At 61.2% G+C, this 16,690-nt stretch carries 12 protein-coding genes and 1 pseudogene; 9 read left to right on the forward strand and 4 right to left on the reverse strand.

Features of this window, described 5'->3' with window-relative positions; translation table 11 throughout:
- Positions 1-247, forward strand: a pseudogene (locus Q8O80_RS00035) (SAM-dependent methyltransferase); the annotation flags it as partial.
- Between the two features lie 69 nt (positions 248-316).
- On the opposite strand, the gene Q8O80_RS00040 reads toward Q8O80_RS00035, so the two are convergent.
- Genes Q8O80_RS00040 through Q8O80_RS00055 form a run of 4 tightly spaced genes read right to left on the reverse strand, consistent with a single transcriptional unit; the run spans position 317 to position 6,046 of the window.
- Positions 317-2,164 (reverse strand): extracellular solute-binding protein, encoded by a 1,848-nt coding sequence (locus Q8O80_RS00040; protein WP_305575622.1) that lies wholly within the window; start codon positions 2,162-2,164, stop codon positions 317-319.
- 47 nt (positions 2,165-2,211) lie between these two features.
- Positions 2,212-3,819: an ABC transporter ATP-binding protein gene (locus Q8O80_RS00045; protein WP_305575624.1), complete on the reverse strand. Its 1,608-nt coding sequence runs from the start codon at positions 3,817-3,819 to the stop codon at positions 2,212-2,214.
- A complete protein-coding gene (locus Q8O80_RS00050; RefSeq protein WP_305575626.1) occupies positions 3,816-4,952 on the reverse strand; it encodes an ABC transporter permease in 1,137 nt (378 codons plus the stop codon). The genes Q8O80_RS00045 and Q8O80_RS00050 overlap by 4 nt, the downstream gene beginning before the upstream one ends.
- Positions 4,949-6,046 carry a microcin C ABC transporter permease YejB gene (locus Q8O80_RS00055; RefSeq protein WP_305575630.1) on the reverse strand — a complete coding sequence of 366 codons (1,098 nt, stop codon included), beginning with the start codon at positions 6,044-6,046 and terminating at the stop codon, positions 4,949-4,951. The genes Q8O80_RS00050 and Q8O80_RS00055 overlap by 4 nt, the downstream gene beginning before the upstream one ends.
- A 216-nt stretch (positions 6,047-6,262) precedes the next feature.
- On the opposite strand from Q8O80_RS00055, the gene Q8O80_RS00060 reads away from it, so the two are divergent.
- The 8 genes from Q8O80_RS00060 to odhB all read left to right on the forward strand — a co-directional run bounded on the left by Q8O80_RS00060 (position 6,263) and on the right by odhB (position 16,561).
- Positions 6,263-6,496 (forward strand): hypothetical protein, encoded by a 234-nt coding sequence (locus Q8O80_RS00060; RefSeq protein ID WP_305575632.1) that lies wholly within the window; start codon positions 6,263-6,265, stop codon positions 6,494-6,496.
- Between the two features lie 121 nt (positions 6,497-6,617).
- On the forward strand, positions 6,618-7,220 hold the full coding sequence (locus Q8O80_RS00065; RefSeq protein ID WP_305575634.1) for an AprI/Inh family metalloprotease inhibitor: 603 nt from the start codon (positions 6,618-6,620) through the stop codon (positions 7,218-7,220).
- A 138-nt stretch (positions 7,221-7,358) separates the two neighbouring features.
- Positions 7,359-8,507, forward strand: a complete 1,149-nt coding sequence (gene zapE, locus Q8O80_RS00070) for a cell division protein ZapE (RefSeq protein WP_305575636.1) — start codon at positions 7,359-7,361, stop codon at positions 8,505-8,507.
- A 160-nt stretch (positions 8,508-8,667) separates the two neighbouring features.
- On the forward strand, positions 8,668-9,630 hold the full coding sequence (gene mdh / locus Q8O80_RS00075) for a malate dehydrogenase (RefSeq protein WP_305575638.1): 963 nt from the start codon (positions 8,668-8,670) through the stop codon (positions 9,628-9,630).
- Positions 9,631-9,768: 138 nt separating this feature from the next.
- Positions 9,769-10,968: an ADP-forming succinate--CoA ligase subunit beta gene (gene sucC, locus Q8O80_RS00080; RefSeq protein WP_305575640.1), complete on the forward strand. Its 1,200-nt coding sequence runs from the start codon at positions 9,769-9,771 to the stop codon at positions 10,966-10,968.
- 23 nt (positions 10,969-10,991) lie between these two features.
- Positions 10,992-11,900 carry a succinate--CoA ligase subunit alpha gene (gene sucD, locus Q8O80_RS00085; protein ID WP_305575643.1) on the forward strand — a complete coding sequence of 303 codons (909 nt, stop codon included), beginning with the start codon at positions 10,992-10,994 and terminating at the stop codon, positions 11,898-11,900.
- A gap of 351 nt (positions 11,901-12,251) precedes the next feature.
- The gene (locus Q8O80_RS00090) at positions 12,252-15,254 is read left to right on the forward strand and encodes a 2-oxoglutarate dehydrogenase E1 component (RefSeq protein ID WP_305575645.1); all 3,003 of its coding nucleotides are present in this window, start codon (positions 12,252-12,254) and stop codon (positions 15,252-15,254) included.
- Between the two features lie 11 nt (positions 15,255-15,265).
- The gene (gene odhB, locus Q8O80_RS00095; protein ID WP_305575647.1) at positions 15,266-16,561 is read left to right on the forward strand and encodes a 2-oxoglutarate dehydrogenase complex dihydrolipoyllysine-residue succinyltransferase; all 1,296 of its coding nucleotides are present in this window, start codon (positions 15,266-15,268) and stop codon (positions 16,559-16,561) included.
- The last annotated feature ends 129 nt before the right edge of the window (positions 16,562-16,690 follow it).

Genomic DNA, 16,690 nt, shown 5'->3' on the forward strand with positions numbered 1-16,690 from the left:
CGGCATGGTGCGGACGCTCAAACCGGGCGGGTTGCTGTTGCTCGAAGGCTACCGGCCCGAACAATTGGCGCATGGCACGGGCGGGCCGCCGCAGGCTGAAAATCTCTATACCGAGGCCTTGCTGCGCGCGCAGTTCGCCGAGCTCGAGATCATCACACTGGAAAGCTATGACACCGAGCTGACCGAGGGCGCCGCCCATGCCGGTCTGTCGGCCGTTATCGATCTGGTAGCGCGCAAACCCGGGTAATCGCAGGTTGGGTTGGGCATCCCTCCCGACCTCCCCCGTAGCGGAGGAAGTCGGGCGGCGTTTGGGATACTACTGAGCGCCGCCGGTTTTGGCGGCTTTGGCTTCGTCGTACCACCAGATGGTGGGGAAGCCCGAGGAGAACTCGGGCAGTGGCTCGGGATGGCTGAAGCGATCCCAGCGGGCAGTGCGGGCGGTGCGCAGCGTATAGCCGGGAACCACATAGTGGTGATGCAGCAGGACCCGGTCGAGCGCCTTGGTCGCGGCCTCCTGGGTGGCGCGATCCTTGGCGCCGATCACCTTTTCAATCAGTGCGTCCACCCCTGGGTCGGCAATGCCGGCATAATTGGTGGAGCCCTCCTGATTGGCGGTGGAGGAGCCAAAGAAATAGCGCTGCTCGTTGCCGGGTGAAAAAGACTGCGCCCATTGCGTATAGATGATGTCGTAATCGAAGCTGCGCAGGCGATTGATGTATTGCGGGGCATCGACGATACGGATGCTGACCTGCACCCCCAGCCGCCCCAGATTGGTGACCAGATTCTGGAACACGGGCTCCAGCGAGGGCTGGTTGCTGAGAATTTCCAGCGTGAGTTGCTCGCCATTGGCGTCGACCATGCGCGTTCCGTCCAGCGTGTAGCCGGCCTCGTTGAGCAGGGTCAGTGCGTGGCGAAGATTGTCGCGCTGCGCAGCGGCGTCGGCATTGACGGGATTGGTGTAGGGCTCGGTGAATACCGATGCCGGCACCAGATCCTTGACCGAGGTGAGGATATCGAGTTCCTCGCCCTCTGGCAGGCCGCTGGATTTGAAGGGCAGGCCATAGAAGTAGCTGTCGATGCGCTCATACTGGCCATAGAACAGGGTCTGGTTGAGGGATTCGAAATCAAAGGCGTAGTTGAGCGCCTGACGCACCCGTTCGTCCTGAAACTTCGGTTTGCGCAGGTTCGGGATGAAGCCGACCATCAGCCCGTTACTGGCATAGTCCTGCGGAAACAATTCCTGCACCACGCGGCCCTGCTGGATGGCCGGGAAATCGAAGGCCGTCGCCCAGCGGCGCGCAGCGTATTCACTCCACCAGTCAAACTGATCGCCCTTGAAAGCCTCGAAGCGCACCGTCTCGTCGAGGAAATATTCGATGCGATACTCGTCGAAATTGTTGCTGCCGACCTGGGTAGGCTGGTTGAGACCCCAATATTCCTCAACGCGCTGATAGGTGATGGTGCGCCCGGCGTCGAAGCTGGCCAGCGCATAGGGTCCTGAACCCATTGGCGACTCGAGCGTGGATTGGGCGATATCACGCGGCTTGCCATTGGCGTCTGTGCCTTCCCACCAATGCTGGGGCAGCACCATCAACTGGCCCAGGATCAGCGGCAGTTCGCGATTGCCGGTCTGATCGAAGGTAAAGGTGACTTCGCCGGGAGCGGTGACCTCGGCCTGGGTGACATTGGCGTAGTACTGCGCTGAATTGGGGCTGAGCTGTTTTTCGATGTTGAAGGACCAGACCACATCCTCAGCGGTCACCGGTTCACCATCGTGCCAGCGGGCGTCGGGGTCGATGCGGAAGGTCACCGCGCCATAGTCGGATGCGATCTTCAGGCTTTCGGCGAGCAGGCCGTAATAGGTGTTCACCTCATCGAGCGAGGGGGTCATCAGGGTCTGGTAGACCAGGCCGATGCCGTTGGCCGGTTCGCCCTTGGGCAGCACGGGATTGAAGGTATCAAAGCCACCCAACTGGCCCAGGCGCACCGTGCCGGTCTTGGGGGCATCCACATTGACATAGTCGAAATGGCTGTAGTCCGCGGGGTATTTGGGCTCACCGGTCATGGTGAAGGCGTGGGTCCACACATCGGTGGCGGTCTGGGCCAGGGCGGGTGCGGCCAGGCCGAACAACAGGCCGAGGGTAAGGATGGGTGCGAACTGCATCGGACGGCTCCGGGGTCGTTGAAAGTTCAAGACGAGACTAGCCGCGATCATGGGCTGGCAACAGGGGTGAGCGTGGCAATGTCGAAGACGGCGGCGAGCAGGGTTTTGGTGTAATCCGATTTGGGAGCGGCAAAGATGTCGGCGGCGGGGCCGTGCTCGACAATCTTGCCATCGCGCATGACGATGAGCTGGTTGGCCAGGGCGCGCACGACCTTGAGATCGTGGCTGATGAACAGATAGGTCAGGCCATGGCGCTGCTGCAGATCGCGCAGCAGATCGACCACCTGAGCCTGGATGGAAACATCGAGCGCCGACGTCGGTTCATCGAGCACGACGAATTGGGGCTGCAGCACGAGGGCCCGGGCGATGGCAATGCGCTGGCGCTGGCCGCCGGAAAACTCGTGCGGATAGCGGAAACGGGCGGCGGGCGGCAGGCCGACTTCTTGCAGCGCCGCGACGACGCGGGCGTCGCGCTCCACCGTGTTGAGCCGGGGCTGATGCACGGCCAGGCCCTCGCCAATGATCTGGTCGACCGACAGGCGGGGGCTGAGCGAGCCGAAAGGGTCCTGAAACACGATCTGCAGATCGGCACGCAGCGGGCGCATGGCTTTCCAGGAGCGCGTCTGCAGATCGTTGCCCAGCACGACGATGCGGCCCTTGGAGGGCAATAGCCGGAGCAGGGCGTAGCCGAGGGTGGATTTGCCCGAGCCGGATTCGCCTACCACGCCGAGGGTTTCGCCGCGCCTGATGGTCAGGTCGACGCCATCGACGGCGCGGATATGGCCAATGGTGCGGCGCAACAGGCCGCGCTTGATGGGGAACCAGACCTTGAGATCGCTGACCTCGACAATCACGGGGGCGGTGGCGTCGCTGGCCGGTGGGGTGCCGCGCGGTTCGGCGGCCAGCAAATGGCGGGTATAGGCGTGCTGCGGCCGGGCAAATAGCGGCGCTACTGGACCGGTTTCGACGATTTCGCCCTCGGTCATGACGCAGACGCGGTCGGCAATGGTTTTGACGATGCCCAGATCGTGGGTGATGAACAGCATGGCCATGCCGAGGCGTTTTTGCAGATCCTTGAGCAGGACCAGGATCTGCGCCTGCACGGTGACATCGAGCGCGGTGGTGGGCTCGTCAGCAATCAGCAGATCGGGCTCATTGGCCAGTGCCATGGCGATCATCACGCGCTGGCGCTGACCGCCCGAGAGCTGGTGCGGAAACGAAGCGAGCCGGCTCTTCGGATCGGGAATGCCGACAGCGTCGAGCAGTTCGAGCGTGCGGGCGCGGGCAGCGCTGGTGCGCAGGCCGCGATGGATTGCGAGGACTTCCCCGATCTGGTGCTCAATGGTGTGCACCGGATTGAGCGAGCTCATGGGCTCCTGAAAGATCATCGAAATATCGTTGCCGCGCACGGCGCGCAGGTCTGCGGGCGGGGCGGTGACCAGGTCCTGCCCCTTGAACAGGATCTGGCCCGAGAGGCGGGCGGTAGGGGGCAGCAGCTTGAGCACCGAGAGCGCGGTGACCGACTTGCCCGAGCCACTTTCGCCGACCAGCGCCAGGGTTTCACCCGGGGCGATGTCGAACGATACATTGCGGGTGGCGGCATTGGCGCCGAAGGCAATGGTCAGGTCGCGGATGGAGAGCAGGGGGGCGGTCATGCAAATGCCTTGCGGGGATCGAAGGCGTCGCGGACGGCCTCGCCGATGAAGACCAGCAGGGTCATGAGGATGGCGATGGCGAAAAAGCCGGTGAGACCGAGCCACGGGGCCTGCAGGTTTTCCTTACCTTGAAACAGCAGGTCGCCCAGTGAGGGCGTGCCGGGTTCGAGGCCGAGGCCGAGCAGGTCGAGCGAGGTGAGGGTAACCACTGATCCGGACAGGATGAAAGGCATGAAGGTCAGCGTGGCGACCATGGCGTTGGGCAGCAGATGGCGCCACATGATGGTGGGGTTGGAAACGCCCAGGGCACGGGCCGCGGCGATGTACTCGAAATTGCGGCCGCGCAGGAATTCGGCGCGCACAATGCCCACCAGGGTGACCCAGGAGAACAGCAGCAGAATGCCCAGCAGCACCCAGAAGGTGGGGGCGATGACGCTGGAGATGATCAGCAGCAGATAGAGGGCGGGAATGGCCGTCCAGATTTCGATGAGACGCTGGGCGATCAGGTCGAGCCAGCCGCCGAAATAGCCCTGCACGGCGCCGGCGACGAGGCCAACCACCGAGGACAGGATGGTCAGGGTGAAGCCGAACAGGATGGAGATGCGCACGCCATAGAGCAGACGGGCCAGCACATCATGGGCCTGGCCGTCGGTGCCCAGCCAATGATAATTGCTCCAATTGCAGTTGGGATCATCGACGCCCAGCGGATAGCGCTGGCAGGCTTCCTCGCGGCTGAGCATCCAGGTGGGGGCGATGGCGCCCGAGCCGGGCTGAAACACATCGACGGTGCTGTAGCTGAAACGTACTGGCGGCCAAATGGCCCAGCCATTGGCGGCAATCTGTTCGGCCATGAAGTCACCGCGATAGTCGGGCGCGCCGAGAAAGCCACCAAAGCGGGATTCCGGGTAGTCGACAAAGGCGGGGAACAGCAGTTCGCCCTGATAGGACACCATGATGGGCTTGTCATTGGCGATGAATTCGGAGCCCAGGGTGAGTACGAAGAAGGCCAGAAACAGCCATAGCGACCACCAGCCGCGACGATTGGCGCGAAAGTTCTGCCAGCGGCGCTGATTGATCGGGCTGAGCCAGCGGCGGCGCGGCGGGGCTTGGGCGGTGTCGCTGACGGTACTCATACTTCGCGACTTTCAAAATCCAGCCGCGGATCGACCCACATATAGGCCAGGTCCGAGAGCAGCGAGATGACGAGGCCGAGCAGGCTGAAGATATAGAGCGTGGCAAATACCACCGGATAATCGCGGCTCACCACCGAGACAAAGCCGAGCAGGCCCAGGCCATCAAGCGAGAAGATGGTTTCGATCAGCAGCGAACCGCCGAAGAAGGCACCGACAAAGGCGGCCGGGAAGCTGGCGATGATCAGCATCATGGCGTTGCGAAAGACGTGGCGATACAGCACCTGGTTTTCGCTCAGGCCCTTGGCGCGGGCGGTGGTGACATATTGCTTGCCGATTTCGTCGATGAACGAGTTCTTGGTGAGCAAGGTGGTGGTGGCAAAGGCGCCCAGCCCCATGGCGATTACGGGCAACACCAGATGCCAGAGATAATCAAGCAGCCATAGATGAAACGGCCAATTGGCGGCGCCCGAGGAATGCAGGCCACGCAGCGGAAAGATCGACCAGAAACTGCCGCCGGCAAACAGGATGATCAGCGCGATGGCGACGAGAAAACCGGGCACAGCATAGCCGATGATGACGATGGTGGAAGTCCAGACGTCAAACCGGCTGCCGTCGGTGACGGCTTTCTTGATGCCGAGCGGAATGGAAATGCCATAGGCGATCAGCGTCATCCACAGGCCCAGCGAGATGGAGACCGGCATTTTCTCCTTGATAAGATCGATCACCGAGATGTCGCGGTAGTAGCTGTCGCCGAAATCGAAGCGGAGGTAATTCCACAACATCATGCCGAAGCGTTCGAGCGGCGGCTTGTCGAAGCCGAACTGCTTTTCGATTCGTTCGACCAGCTCCGGCGCCAGTCCCTGGCTGCCGCGATAGGCGGAGCCGCCCTGCTGCTGTGTCGGCTGGGCGGCGAAATCGCCAGCGTCGCTGCCGCTGATGCGCTCCACCATGGAGGTGTTCTGGCCGGAAAGATTGGCCAGCGCCTGCTCGACCGGGCCGCCAGGGGCGAATTGGGTGATCAGGAACGAAATGGCCATGATGCCGAACACGGTCGGGATCATCAGCAGGATGCGGCGTAAAATATAGGCGCCCATCTGGTCTCCGGGCAGGCAAGTTGTCCAGCAAACTAAGCGCTGTGAGTGGGATAGCGGCAAATCACCTTGCAGTGAAAGGACTTGGCCGGGATTGCATCATTTTGGTGACGGCTTGGCAAGCCGTGCCTGGAGCACATACGTTCGCGGGCGGCTGCGGGTGCAATGGGCTTGCCCTGCGGTGCGGGGGGCGTCAGGATCGGGCAACAGGAGCCGCTCATGAGCTATCAGATCATCGCCGATGTCGACAATCCAACCACGGCTCGCGTGCTGATGGCAGCGCTGCGGGCGCATGGCTTTCACCCGCTTGAACACGGCGAAGGTGGTCTGCCGGGGGTGGGCAATGTCTTCGGCAAAGGCGGGGTGCCCGTCCAGGTGCCAGAAGAGGAGGCCGATGATGCAACGATTTTGGCCGCCGAGTTGTTGAAAGAAATGATGGCGGGCAACGCGTAAAAGCGCCACACTGATACGCCTTGGGTCCGTTGCGGGCTGCGGCGGTTGAACGCAGGGAAAGCTTTGGTTATAAGCCAGCCTAACTGTTAACGTTTGTTAAGCCTTTGGGTAGGAGCGACCAATGAGTGTTTGGATGCGCGGATCGTTGTCCGCTGCGGGCGTTGCAGCAATTGCGCTGTTGATAGCGGGTTGTTCCTCGACGGGATCAAACACCGCAAATCTCAATACGATCGGCGCCCCGGCGCAATTGCAGCCGGTGCAGAATTCTGTCGTGCAGCAGGGCACGCTGCCGGCCATCGGCGCCACCGGTACGCCGGCACCTGGACTGTCCGGTCAACCTACCTTGGGTGGCGTCGCCGCCAATCCTCAGTTGGCAACGGCCACTACCGGCACCCCATCCTCGATCGTGTCACTCGATCCGCTGGCCCAGCCAAATGCTGGCGCCATGACCAGCGGCCCCGAAGGAGTGTGGAATGTCGTCGCCGGGGCGCAGCAATGCCGCCTTAACCTGCCCATGACCGCCAAGACCGGCACCAGCTATTACCGCGCTTCGGCGCCGGGCTGTGCCATTCCGGCCCTGGCAAGCGTTTCCGGCTGGCAGCAGGTGGGCAGCCAGCTCCAGCTCTATGACGAGAACGGCAATATCGCGGCCTTCCTGGCGCCAAGCGCCGGTCGCTACATTGGGACAATGAGTGGCGGTCAAGCCATCTCGATGGCCCGCTAATCGTCGGCTGATGCCGGTCTGCAAATCGTGATCAGTTGCGCTGCCGGTGCTCAGCTATCCCTGGATAGGTTGCGCGCCGGCTCTCGCTGATTGCGACTTTCGCCCCCGCCTGACCCCACTACCGAGAGGCCGGCGTAATTGGCTGCGCGTACCAAGACTTCTAAGCGATCTGGCCCTGTCGGCGCGGCGTATGCCGCGCTGGTGGCGCGTGGGGCGTTGACGGCTGATCCAGCCCAGCACGATGCTGCGGAACTGCTCGACACTGTGTTGGCGGGGCTGCTGGCCGACAAGCCCAAGGGGATGCTGGGCAAGCTGTTTGACAGCAAGACTGCACCGGTGCGCGGCCTGTACCTGCATGGCGAGGTCGGGCGCGGCAAGACCATGCTGATGGATCTGTTCTTTGCGGCGGCCGCCATCAGCGGCAAGCGGCGCGTGCATTTTCACGAGTTCATGGACGAGATCCATGCCGGGATGGCGACCTTTCGCAAAAGCGCCAAGGGCAAGGATGCCGATCCGGTCGAGGCGGTGGTCAAGCCAATCCTGAAATCGGGGCTGCGTTTGTTGTGCCTGGATGAAATGCATGTGCACGACATTACCAATGCCATGCTGCTGTCGCGGCTGTTCGAGAAGCTGTTTGCGGGCGGGGTGACGCCGGTGGCCACCTCCAATGTGGCGCCGGAGGGGCTGTACAAGGACGGGCTGAACCGGCAGTTGTTTCTGCCATTCATCGCGCTGCTGAGAGAGCATCTGACGGTAGCTGAATTGCCAGCGGCGCAGGATTACCGGCGGATGAAATTTGCCGGGCAGCACGTCTATGCGTTCGGCACAGGTGCGGCGGTGCGGGCCGAGATGGACCGGCTATGGCTACGCATTACCGGTGGCGAGCCGGGTGAGCCGGACAGGGTGCAAAGCACAGGGCGGTCGATTGCGGTGCCGCTGGCGGCGCTGGGTGCGGCGCGGTTCGGCTTTGCCGATCTGTGCGAGAAGCCGCTGGGTTCGCGCGACTTCGTGCGCATTGCCAATCAATTCGATTCCATCATTATCGATGATGTGCCGCAAATGGACCGCACCATGTCCAATGCCGCCAAGCGGTTCATCCTTCTGATCGACAGTCTCTATGATCGGGGCGTCAAGCTGGGCGCCAGCTTTGCCGTTCCCCTTGAACAGCTCGGCAAGGACGACAAGACGGCATTCGAATTCCAGCGCACCGTGTCGCGGCTGATCGAGATGCAGTCGGAAGACTATCTGGCGCAGGGGTTGCGGGAAGCGGTGAGTGCTCCTTCTTAGCCTGTCCTGATCGGGTTGGAGACGCTCCCTGCCTATCCGGCAACACCCCTTCGCCCATGGGCAAGGGCGAAAGCGCGGTTTATACGAAGGGTTCACTTGCCCCTGTTAGCCGCTAGGGTTAAACGTGCGCCCAATTCAACCTAGTTGGGGATGACGACATATGGCGCGCAAGAAGATCGCTCTTATCGGCTCTGGTCAAATCGGCGGAACACTCGCCCATCTCGCCGCTCTTAAAGACCTTGGCGATATCGTGCTGTTCGATATTGTTGACGGCGTGCCACAGGGCAAGGCCCTTGACCTGTCACAGTCGGCCCCGGTCGAAGGCTATGATGCCTCGATCACCGGCACCTCCAAATATGAAGACCTCAAAGACGCTGACGTGGTGATCGTCACCGCCGGCGTGCCGCGCAAGCCGGGCATGAGCCGCGACGATCTGCTCGAGATCAACCTCAAGGTGATGGAGCAGGTTGGTGCCGGGATCGCCAAGTATGCGCCCAAGGCCTTCGTGATCTGCATCACCAACCCGCTCGATGCGATGGTCTGGGCGCTGCAGAAGTTCTCCGGCCTGCCCACCAATCAGGTGGTCGGCATGGCGGGCGTGCTGGACAGTTCGCGCTTCTGCCACTTCATCGCCGACGAACTCAATGTCTCCATCCAGGACGTCAATGCCTTCGTGATGGGCGGGCATGGGGACACCATGGTGCCGCTGCCCCGCTATTCCACCGTGGCTGGCATTCCACTGACCGACATCGTCAAGATGGGCTGGATGAGCAAGGAAAAGCTTGAAGAGATCATCCAGCGCACCCGTGATGGTGGCGCCGAGATCGTCGGCCTGCTCAAGACCGGTTCGGCCTTTTACGCGCCGGCCACCTCAGCCATTGCCATGGCCGAGAGCTATCTCAAGGACAAGAAGCGCGTGCTGCCCGCCGCCGTCTATCTCAATGGCGAATTCGGCGTGAAGGGTACCTATGTCGGTGTCCCGGTGGTGATCGGTGCCGGTGGCGCGGAAAAGGTCGTCGAGATCGCGCTCAACTCTGCCGAACAGAAGGCCTTTGACAAGTCGGTCGGCGCGGTTGAAGGGCTGATCGAGGCCTGCAAGAAGATCGCCCCCAAGCTGGCATAACGAGAAAACAACATCCCCGCGCAAGCGGGGATTTCCCCTTTGGGGGCATGAACAGAGATTCTCGCAATTGCGGGAATGAGGTGGTGGGAGCGGATGCTCCGTGACCGCAAAGCGATTTACCCATCAAGGGAATTAGACATGAACATCCATGAACATCAGGCCAAAGAGCTGCTGAAGTCCTACGGTGCGCCGGTTGCGGCGGGCGTGGCGATTTTTTCGGCCGATGAAGCCGCTGCTGCCGCCAAGTCGCTGCCGGGGCCGCTCTATGTGGTCAAAAGCCAGATCCATGCCGGTGGCCGTGGCAAGGGCAAGTTCAAGGAACTGGGCCCCGACGCCAAGGGCGGCGTGCGCCTGGCCAAGACCATTGATGAAGTGGTTGCCTTCTCCAAGGAGATGCTGGGCAATACGCTGGTGACCAAGCAGACCGGCCCCGCCGGCAAGCAGGTCAATCGCCTGTATATCGAAGACGGTGCCGACATTGCCCGCGAGCTGTATTGCTCACTGCTGGTCAATCGCGACAGCGGCCGGGTGTCGTTCGTGGTTTCGACCGAAGGCGGCATGGACATTGAGGCCGTGGCCGAAGAGACCCCAGACAAGATCATCAGCGTCGATATCGACCCGACCGCTGGAGTCACCGAAGCCGACGTGGCCAAGATCGCGGCTGCGCTGGCGCTGGATGGCGATGCCAAGGCCGATGCGGCCAAGCTGATGCCTATCCTCTACAAGGCCTTTGTCGACACCGACATGAGCATGCTTGAGGTCAATCCGCTGATCGTGATGACTGATGGCCATTTGCGCGTGCTCGACGCCAAGGTGAGCTTCGACAATAATGCCGCCTTCCGGCATGAAGACCTCAAGGCGCTGCGCGATCTGAGCGAAGAAGACGCCAAGGAAATCGAAGCGTCCAAGTTCGATCTGGCCTATGTGGCGCTTGATGGCAATATCGGCTGCATGGTCAATGGTGCGGGCCTGGCCATGTCGACCATGGACATCATCAAGCTCTATGGCGCCGAGCCGGCAAACTTCCTCGACGTTGGTGGCGGCGCCACCACCGAAAAGGTCACAGCGGCTTTCAAGATCATCACGGCCGATCCGGCAGTGAAGGGCATTCTGGTCAACATCTTTGGCGGCATCATGCGCTGCGACGTGATCGCCGAAGGCGTGATCGCTGCGGTCAAGGAAGTGGGCCTCGAAGTGCCGCTGGTTGTTCGCCTGGAAGGCACCCGCGTCAAGGAAGGCAAGGCGATCCTGGATCAATCGGGCCTGAACGTGATTTCGGCCGATGACCTTGATGATGCGGCGCAGAAGATTGTTGCCGCCGTCAAGTCCGCTGCCTAAGCCCTGTAAGAGAGACCAAACCCATGTCCATTCTCGTCAATAAAGACACCAAGGTTCTCGTTCAGGGCCTCACCGGCAAGACCGGTACCTTCCACACCGAGCAGGCCCTGGCCTATTACGGCACCCAAATGGTGGGCGGCGTGAACCCCAAAAAGGCCGGTGAAACCTGGACCAGCGGCCTGGATGCCTCAGCATCGCTGCCCGTCTATGCCAGCGTTGCCGAAGGCAAGGAACGCACCGGCGCCAATGCCTCGGTGGTCTATGTGCCGCCTCCCGGCGCCGCAGCTGCGATCATCGAAGCCATCGACGCAGAAATTCCGCTGATCGTCTGCATCACCGAGGGCATTCCGGTGCTCGACATGGTGCGCGTCAAGGCGCGTCTGGAAAACTCCAAGTCACGGCTGTTGGGCCCCAACTGCCCGGGCGTGCTGACGCCGGAAGAGTGCAAGATCGGCATCATGCCCGGTTCGATCTTCTCGAAGGGCTCGGTCGGCATCGTGTCGCGTTCGGGCACGCTGACCTATGAAGCGGTGTTCCAGACCACCAATGAAGGCCTGGGCCAGACCACGGCTGTCGGCATTGGCGGTGACCCGGTCAAGGGCACCGAGATCATCGATATCCTTGAAATGTTCCTGGCTGACGACGCGACCAAGTCGATCGTGATGATCGGGGAAATCGGTGGTTCGGCTGAAGAAGACGCCGCCCAGTTCCTGATCGACGAAGCCAAGCGTGGCCGCAAGAAGCCGATGGCTGGCTTCATTGCCGGTCTGACAGCACCTCCAGGCCGTACCATGGGCCACGCTGGCGCCGTCATTTCGGGCGGCAAGGGCGGTGCCGAAGACAAGATTGCGGCGATGGAGGCTGCGGGCATCCGCGTGTCGAAGTCGCCGGCGCGCATCGGCCGGACATTGGCAGAATTGCTCAAGGGCTAAGTCATGCGGCTCGGCGGGATTCTTTTGGGGTCACCGGTTGGTCAGGCCTCGCCAGCGACGTCCATAGGGGACCTCGCTGGCGAGGCTATCTGGGACGCCGGCAAACGCGGCAAGATTGTCGTGTTGGTCGAAAGTAGGCCGCGTTTCGGACATAGAACGATGTTACCCCGTTGGGGTGACTGTTGCGGATTGAAATCATGAGCCGCGGCGCCTTGCGGGGCGCCGTAAGTGTTAACAGATTGCAAAGGAAGAGTGGTCAATAGTCACAATCAGCAATGACCGCTCACGGGGCCGGAGATTATCCGGTCAGTTCAGAAGGATGGCGGGGCGCGGGCCTCGCAACATAAAGCGATGACACGACAGGAAAAGAACGACACGTTCTTGCTGACCTCGTTCCTCTATGGTGGGAACGCCGACTACATCGAGCAATTGTACGCACGGTACAAGAGCGACCCGTCCAGTGTTGATGAGACCTGGCAGAGCTTCTTTTCCAAACTGGATGACGGCGAGGGTGTGGCGCAGCAAAATGCGGACGGCCCGAGTTGGACCCGCAAGGACTGGCCGCTCGCCGCGGATGGCGACCTGGTCAGTGCGCTGGACGGCAATTGGGGCGACATCGCCATCAAGACCGAAAAGGCCATCAGCAAGAAGGCCGCGGCGCTGGGTGTTGCCCAGTCGAGCGTCGCCGACGTGCTGCAGGCTACGCGCGATTCGATTCGCGCCATCATGATGATCCGCGCCTATCGCATGCGCGGGCATCTGCATGCCGATCTTGATCCGCTCAAGATGAAGGCTGATGAGCCAGCCCCCGAGCTTGATCCGAAAAGCTATGGCTTCACCGAGGGTGACTACGGCCGCAAGATTTTCATCGACCACTATCTGGGCATGGAATACGCGACGATTCCAGAGATGCTGGCGATCCTGCGGCGTACCTATTGCGGTACGCTGGGCATCGAGTTCATGCACATCTCCGATCCTGAAGCCAAGCAATGGATCCAGGAACGGATTGAAGGGCCGAACACGGAAATCGCCTTCACCGCCGAGGGCAAGAAGGCCATTCTGAACAAGCTGGTCGAGGCCGAAGGCTTCGAGAAGTTTATCGACGTCAAATATACCGGCACCAAGCGTTTTGGTCTGGATGGCAGTGAAGCCACGATTCCGGCGCTGGAGCAGATCATTAAGCGCGGCGGCGCACTGGGGATCAAGGACATCGTGCTGGGCATGGCCCACCGTGGTCGCCTCAACGTGCTGACGCAGGTGATGCAGAAACCGCATCGCGCGCTGTTCCACGAATTCAAGGGCGGCGCCTTCTATCCCGACGACGTCGAGGGTTCAGGCGACGTGAAATACCATCTGGGCGCGTCCTCGGACCGCGACTTTGATGGCAACAAGGTGCATCTGTCGCTAACGGCCAATCCGAGCCACCTCGAGATCGTCGACCCGGTGGTGCTGGGCAAGTCGCGCGCCAAGCAAGATCGGCATATCGCGCCCGAAGGCAAGTTGGTCAACATGCCTACCGATAGCAGGCCAGATCGCGCCATGGTGCTGCCATTGCTGATCCATGGCGATGCCGCCTTTGCCGGCCAGGGGGTGATCGCCGAATGTCTGGGGTTGAGTGGCCTGAAAGGCCATCGCACGGGTGGGTCAATCCACTTCGTGATCAACAACCAGATCGGGTTCACCACCAGCCCGATGTATTCGCGCTCCTCGCCCTATCCGACCGACGTCGCCAAGATGATCGAGGCGCCGGTGCTGCATGTGAACGGGGATGACCCTGAAGCTGTGGTGTTTGCGGCCAAGGTCGCGGTCGAATATCGCCAGAAGTTCGGCAAACCAGTCGTGATCGACATGTTTTGCTATCGCCGCTTCGGCCACAATGAAGGCGATGAACCCAGCTTCACCCAGCCCCTGATGTACTCCAAGATCCGGGCGCACAAGACGACGCTGGAGATCTATGCTGAAAAGCTGATTGGCGAAGGTCTGGTGACCGTAGCTGATGTTGACAAGCTCAAGGCCGACTGGCGTGCGTCGCTGGAAAAAGAGTTCGAGGCCGGTCAGGACTATCGCCCGAACAAGGCAGACTGGCTTGATGGGCAGTGGAAGGATTTCCGCCCCGCCGATCAGGATGGTGCGCGTCGGGGCGAAACCGGCGTTGCCATCGATCAGCTGATCAAGATTGGTACCGATCTGACGCGCATCCCTGAAGGCTTCAACGTCCACAAGACGGTCAAGCGCTTCATGGACAACCGTCTGGCGGCGATCAAATCGGGCGAAGGCATTGACTGGGCTACTGCGGAATCGCTGGCCTTCGGCACACTGGTGACGCAAGGCCATCCGGTTCGGCTGTCCGGTCAGGACGTGGAACGCGGCACCTTCAGCCAGCGCCATTCGGTGCTCAATGATCAGTTGGTCGACAATAAGAGCTATACGCCACTGAACAACCTTGCTCCCGATCAGTGCCGCTACGAGGTCATCAACTCGATGCTTTCGGAAGAAGCAGTGCTGGGCTTTGAGTATGGTTATTCACTGGCAGATCCCCGCGCATTGACGATCTGGGAAGCCCAGTTTGGTGACTTTGTGAACGGCGCCCAGGTGGTGATCGACCAGTTCATTTCGTCGGGCGAGCGCAAGTGGTTCCGCATGAGTGGGCTGGTGATGCTGTTGCCGCATGGCTACGAAGGACAGGGGCCCGAACATTCCTCGGCGCGTCCTGAACGCTTCCTGCAACTGTGTGCGGAAGACAATATGCAGGTCGCCAACTGCACGACGCCGGCCAACTATTTCCATGCCTTGCGCCGTCAGGTAACCCGCGACTTCCGCAAGCCGCTGATCCTGATGACGCCCAAGAGCCTGCTCCGCCACAAGCGTGCAACCTCTGGGCTGGCTGAAATGGGGTCAGATTCGGTGTTCCATCGTCTGCTATGGGACGATGCTGAAGCCCCTGGTGCGCCCAAGACCACGATCAAGCTGGCGGCTGATGAAAAGATCCGTCGCGTGCTGCTGTGCACGGGCAAGGTGTATTACGATCTGCTCGAAGAGCGCGAGAAGCTCGGCATTGATGATGTCTATCTGCTGCGTATCGAACAGCTTTACCCGTTCCCCGCCAAGGCGTTGCTGGACGAGTTGAACCGGTTCAAGAATGCCGAGGTCATCTGGTGCCAGGAAGAACCCAAGAATATGGGTGCCTGGGCGTTCATTCAGCCCTATGTTGAATGGGTGTTCGATCAGATGGGCCGGACCGGTCAGCGCGTGCGCTATACCGGTCGTCCGGCGTCCGCTTCCACGGCCACCGGCTTGATGCGGACCCATCTGGCACAGTTGCAGGCCTTCCTCGACGAAGCCTTCGCGCAATAAAAGGACTAGACATGTCGACAGAAATCCGTGTCCCGACGCTGGGCGAAAGCGTTACCGAAGCCACTATTGGGCAATGGTACAAAAAGGTTGGCGAAACCGTCGCCGCCGATGAACCACTGGTCGAGCTTGAAACCGACAAGGTGACCATCGAAGTGCCGTCGCCTGCCGCTGGTGTGCTTGAGGCCATTGCTGCTCAGCCGGGCGAAACGGTTGATGTGGGCGCACTGCTCGGCGCCATTGGTGGCGCCGGTGCCGTGGTGACGCCCAAGGCTGAAGCCAAGCCCGATGCCAAGTCGGAAGCCAAGTCCGACACGCCTGCCAACAATGCTGCGGGTCCCGAAGAGATCAAGCCTGAGCCGGCCGCCGAGCCGGTGACGGCGACAGATCGCGCACCCGCGCCGTCGGCGCAAAAGCTGATTAACGAAAACAATCTTGAGGCCGGCGCGATCGCTGGCTCGGGAAAGCAGGGCCAGGTGCTCAAGGAAGATGTGCTGTCGGCCATCGCCAAGCCAGCCCCTGCCGCCAGCCAGGCCGCCCCGGCGGCAAAGCCCGCTGACGCCCCCAAGGCGCCGGTAGCGCCGCGTGCGCCATCTTCGGCCGACGAAGCCTCGCGCGAAGAGCGGGTGAAGATGTCCCGGTTGCGCCTGACCATTGCGCGTCGTCTCAAGGATGCCCAGAACACAGCAGCCATGCTGACCACCTTTAACGAGGTGGACATGGCGCCGGTGATGAACCTGCGCACCCAGTACAAGGAACTGTTCGAGAAGAAGCATGGCGTCAAGCTTGGCTTCATGGGCTTTTTCACCAAGGCTGTGGTGCACGCGCTCAAGGAGATCCCGGCGGTCAATGCCGAGATTGATGGCGACGATCTGATCTACAAGCAGTACGCCAATATCGGCGTGGCTGTTGGCACCGAGAAGGGCCTTGTTGTCCCCGTGGTGCGCGGCGCCGATCAGATGAGCATTGCCGACATCGAAAAATCCATCAACGGCCTGGGCAAGAAGGCACGCGATGGTCAGTTGTCGATGGCCGATATGCAGGGCGGCACGTTCACCATTTCCAATGGTGGGGTTTATGGCTCGCTGATGAGCACGCCAATTCTCAATGCCCCGCAGTCGGGTATTCTGGGCATGCACAAGATCCAGGAACGGCCAGTGGTTGTTGGTGGCGAAATCGTTATCCGGCCGATGATGTATCTTGCGCTGAGCTATGACCATCGGATCGTTGACGGCAAGGAAGCCGTGACCTTCCTGGTGCGGGTCAAGGAAAGCCTGGAATCACCGGAACGCCTGGTGCTTGATCTTTAGATCGCCGCATTGAAATTGCACTGATGGGGGTCCGCTGTGGCGGGCCCCTTTTTGTTGGCGCTTTCGTGATGTCGGTGACGCTCGATGCTAACATTCTGTTAACGTGAGTGCAGCACATGACAGCTCATT

The sequence above is a fragment of the Devosia sp. genome, from assembly GCF_030689745.1.
Lineage (GTDB): Bacteria > Pseudomonadota > Alphaproteobacteria > Rhizobiales > Devosiaceae > Devosia > Devosia alba.

Coding starts and splice junctions, on each gene's coding strand:
- Q8O80_RS00040 (WP_305575622.1), bottom strand. CDS start 2,164: ATGCAGTTCGCACCCATCCTTACCCTCGGCCTGTTGTTCGGCCTGGCC.
- Q8O80_RS00045 (WP_305575624.1), bottom strand. CDS start 3,819: ATGACCGCCCCCCTGCTCTCCATCCGCGACCTGACCATTGCCTTCGGC.
- Q8O80_RS00050 (WP_305575626.1), bottom strand. CDS start 4,952: ATGAGTACCGTCAGCGACACCGCCCAAGCCCCGCCGCGCCGCCGCTGG.
- Q8O80_RS00055 (WP_305575630.1), bottom strand. CDS start 6,046: ATGGGCGCCTATATTTTACGCCGCATCCTGCTGATGATCCCGACCGTG.
- Q8O80_RS00060 (WP_305575632.1), top strand. CDS start 6,263: ATGAGCTATCAGATCATCGCCGATGTCGACAATCCAACCACGGCTCGC.
- Q8O80_RS00065 (WP_305575634.1), top strand. CDS start 6,618: ATGAGTGTTTGGATGCGCGGATCGTTGTCCGCTGCGGGCGTTGCAGCA.
- mdh (WP_305575638.1), top strand. CDS start 8,668: ATGGCGCGCAAGAAGATCGCTCTTATCGGCTCTGGTCAAATCGGCGGA.
- sucC (WP_305575640.1), top strand. CDS start 9,769: ATGAACATCCATGAACATCAGGCCAAAGAGCTGCTGAAGTCCTACGGT.
- sucD (WP_305575643.1), top strand. CDS start 10,992: ATGTCCATTCTCGTCAATAAAGACACCAAGGTTCTCGTTCAGGGCCTC.
- Q8O80_RS00090 (WP_305575645.1), top strand. CDS start 12,252: ATGACACGACAGGAAAAGAACGACACGTTCTTGCTGACCTCGTTCCTC.
- odhB (WP_305575647.1), top strand. CDS start 15,266: ATGTCGACAGAAATCCGTGTCCCGACGCTGGGCGAAAGCGTTACCGAA.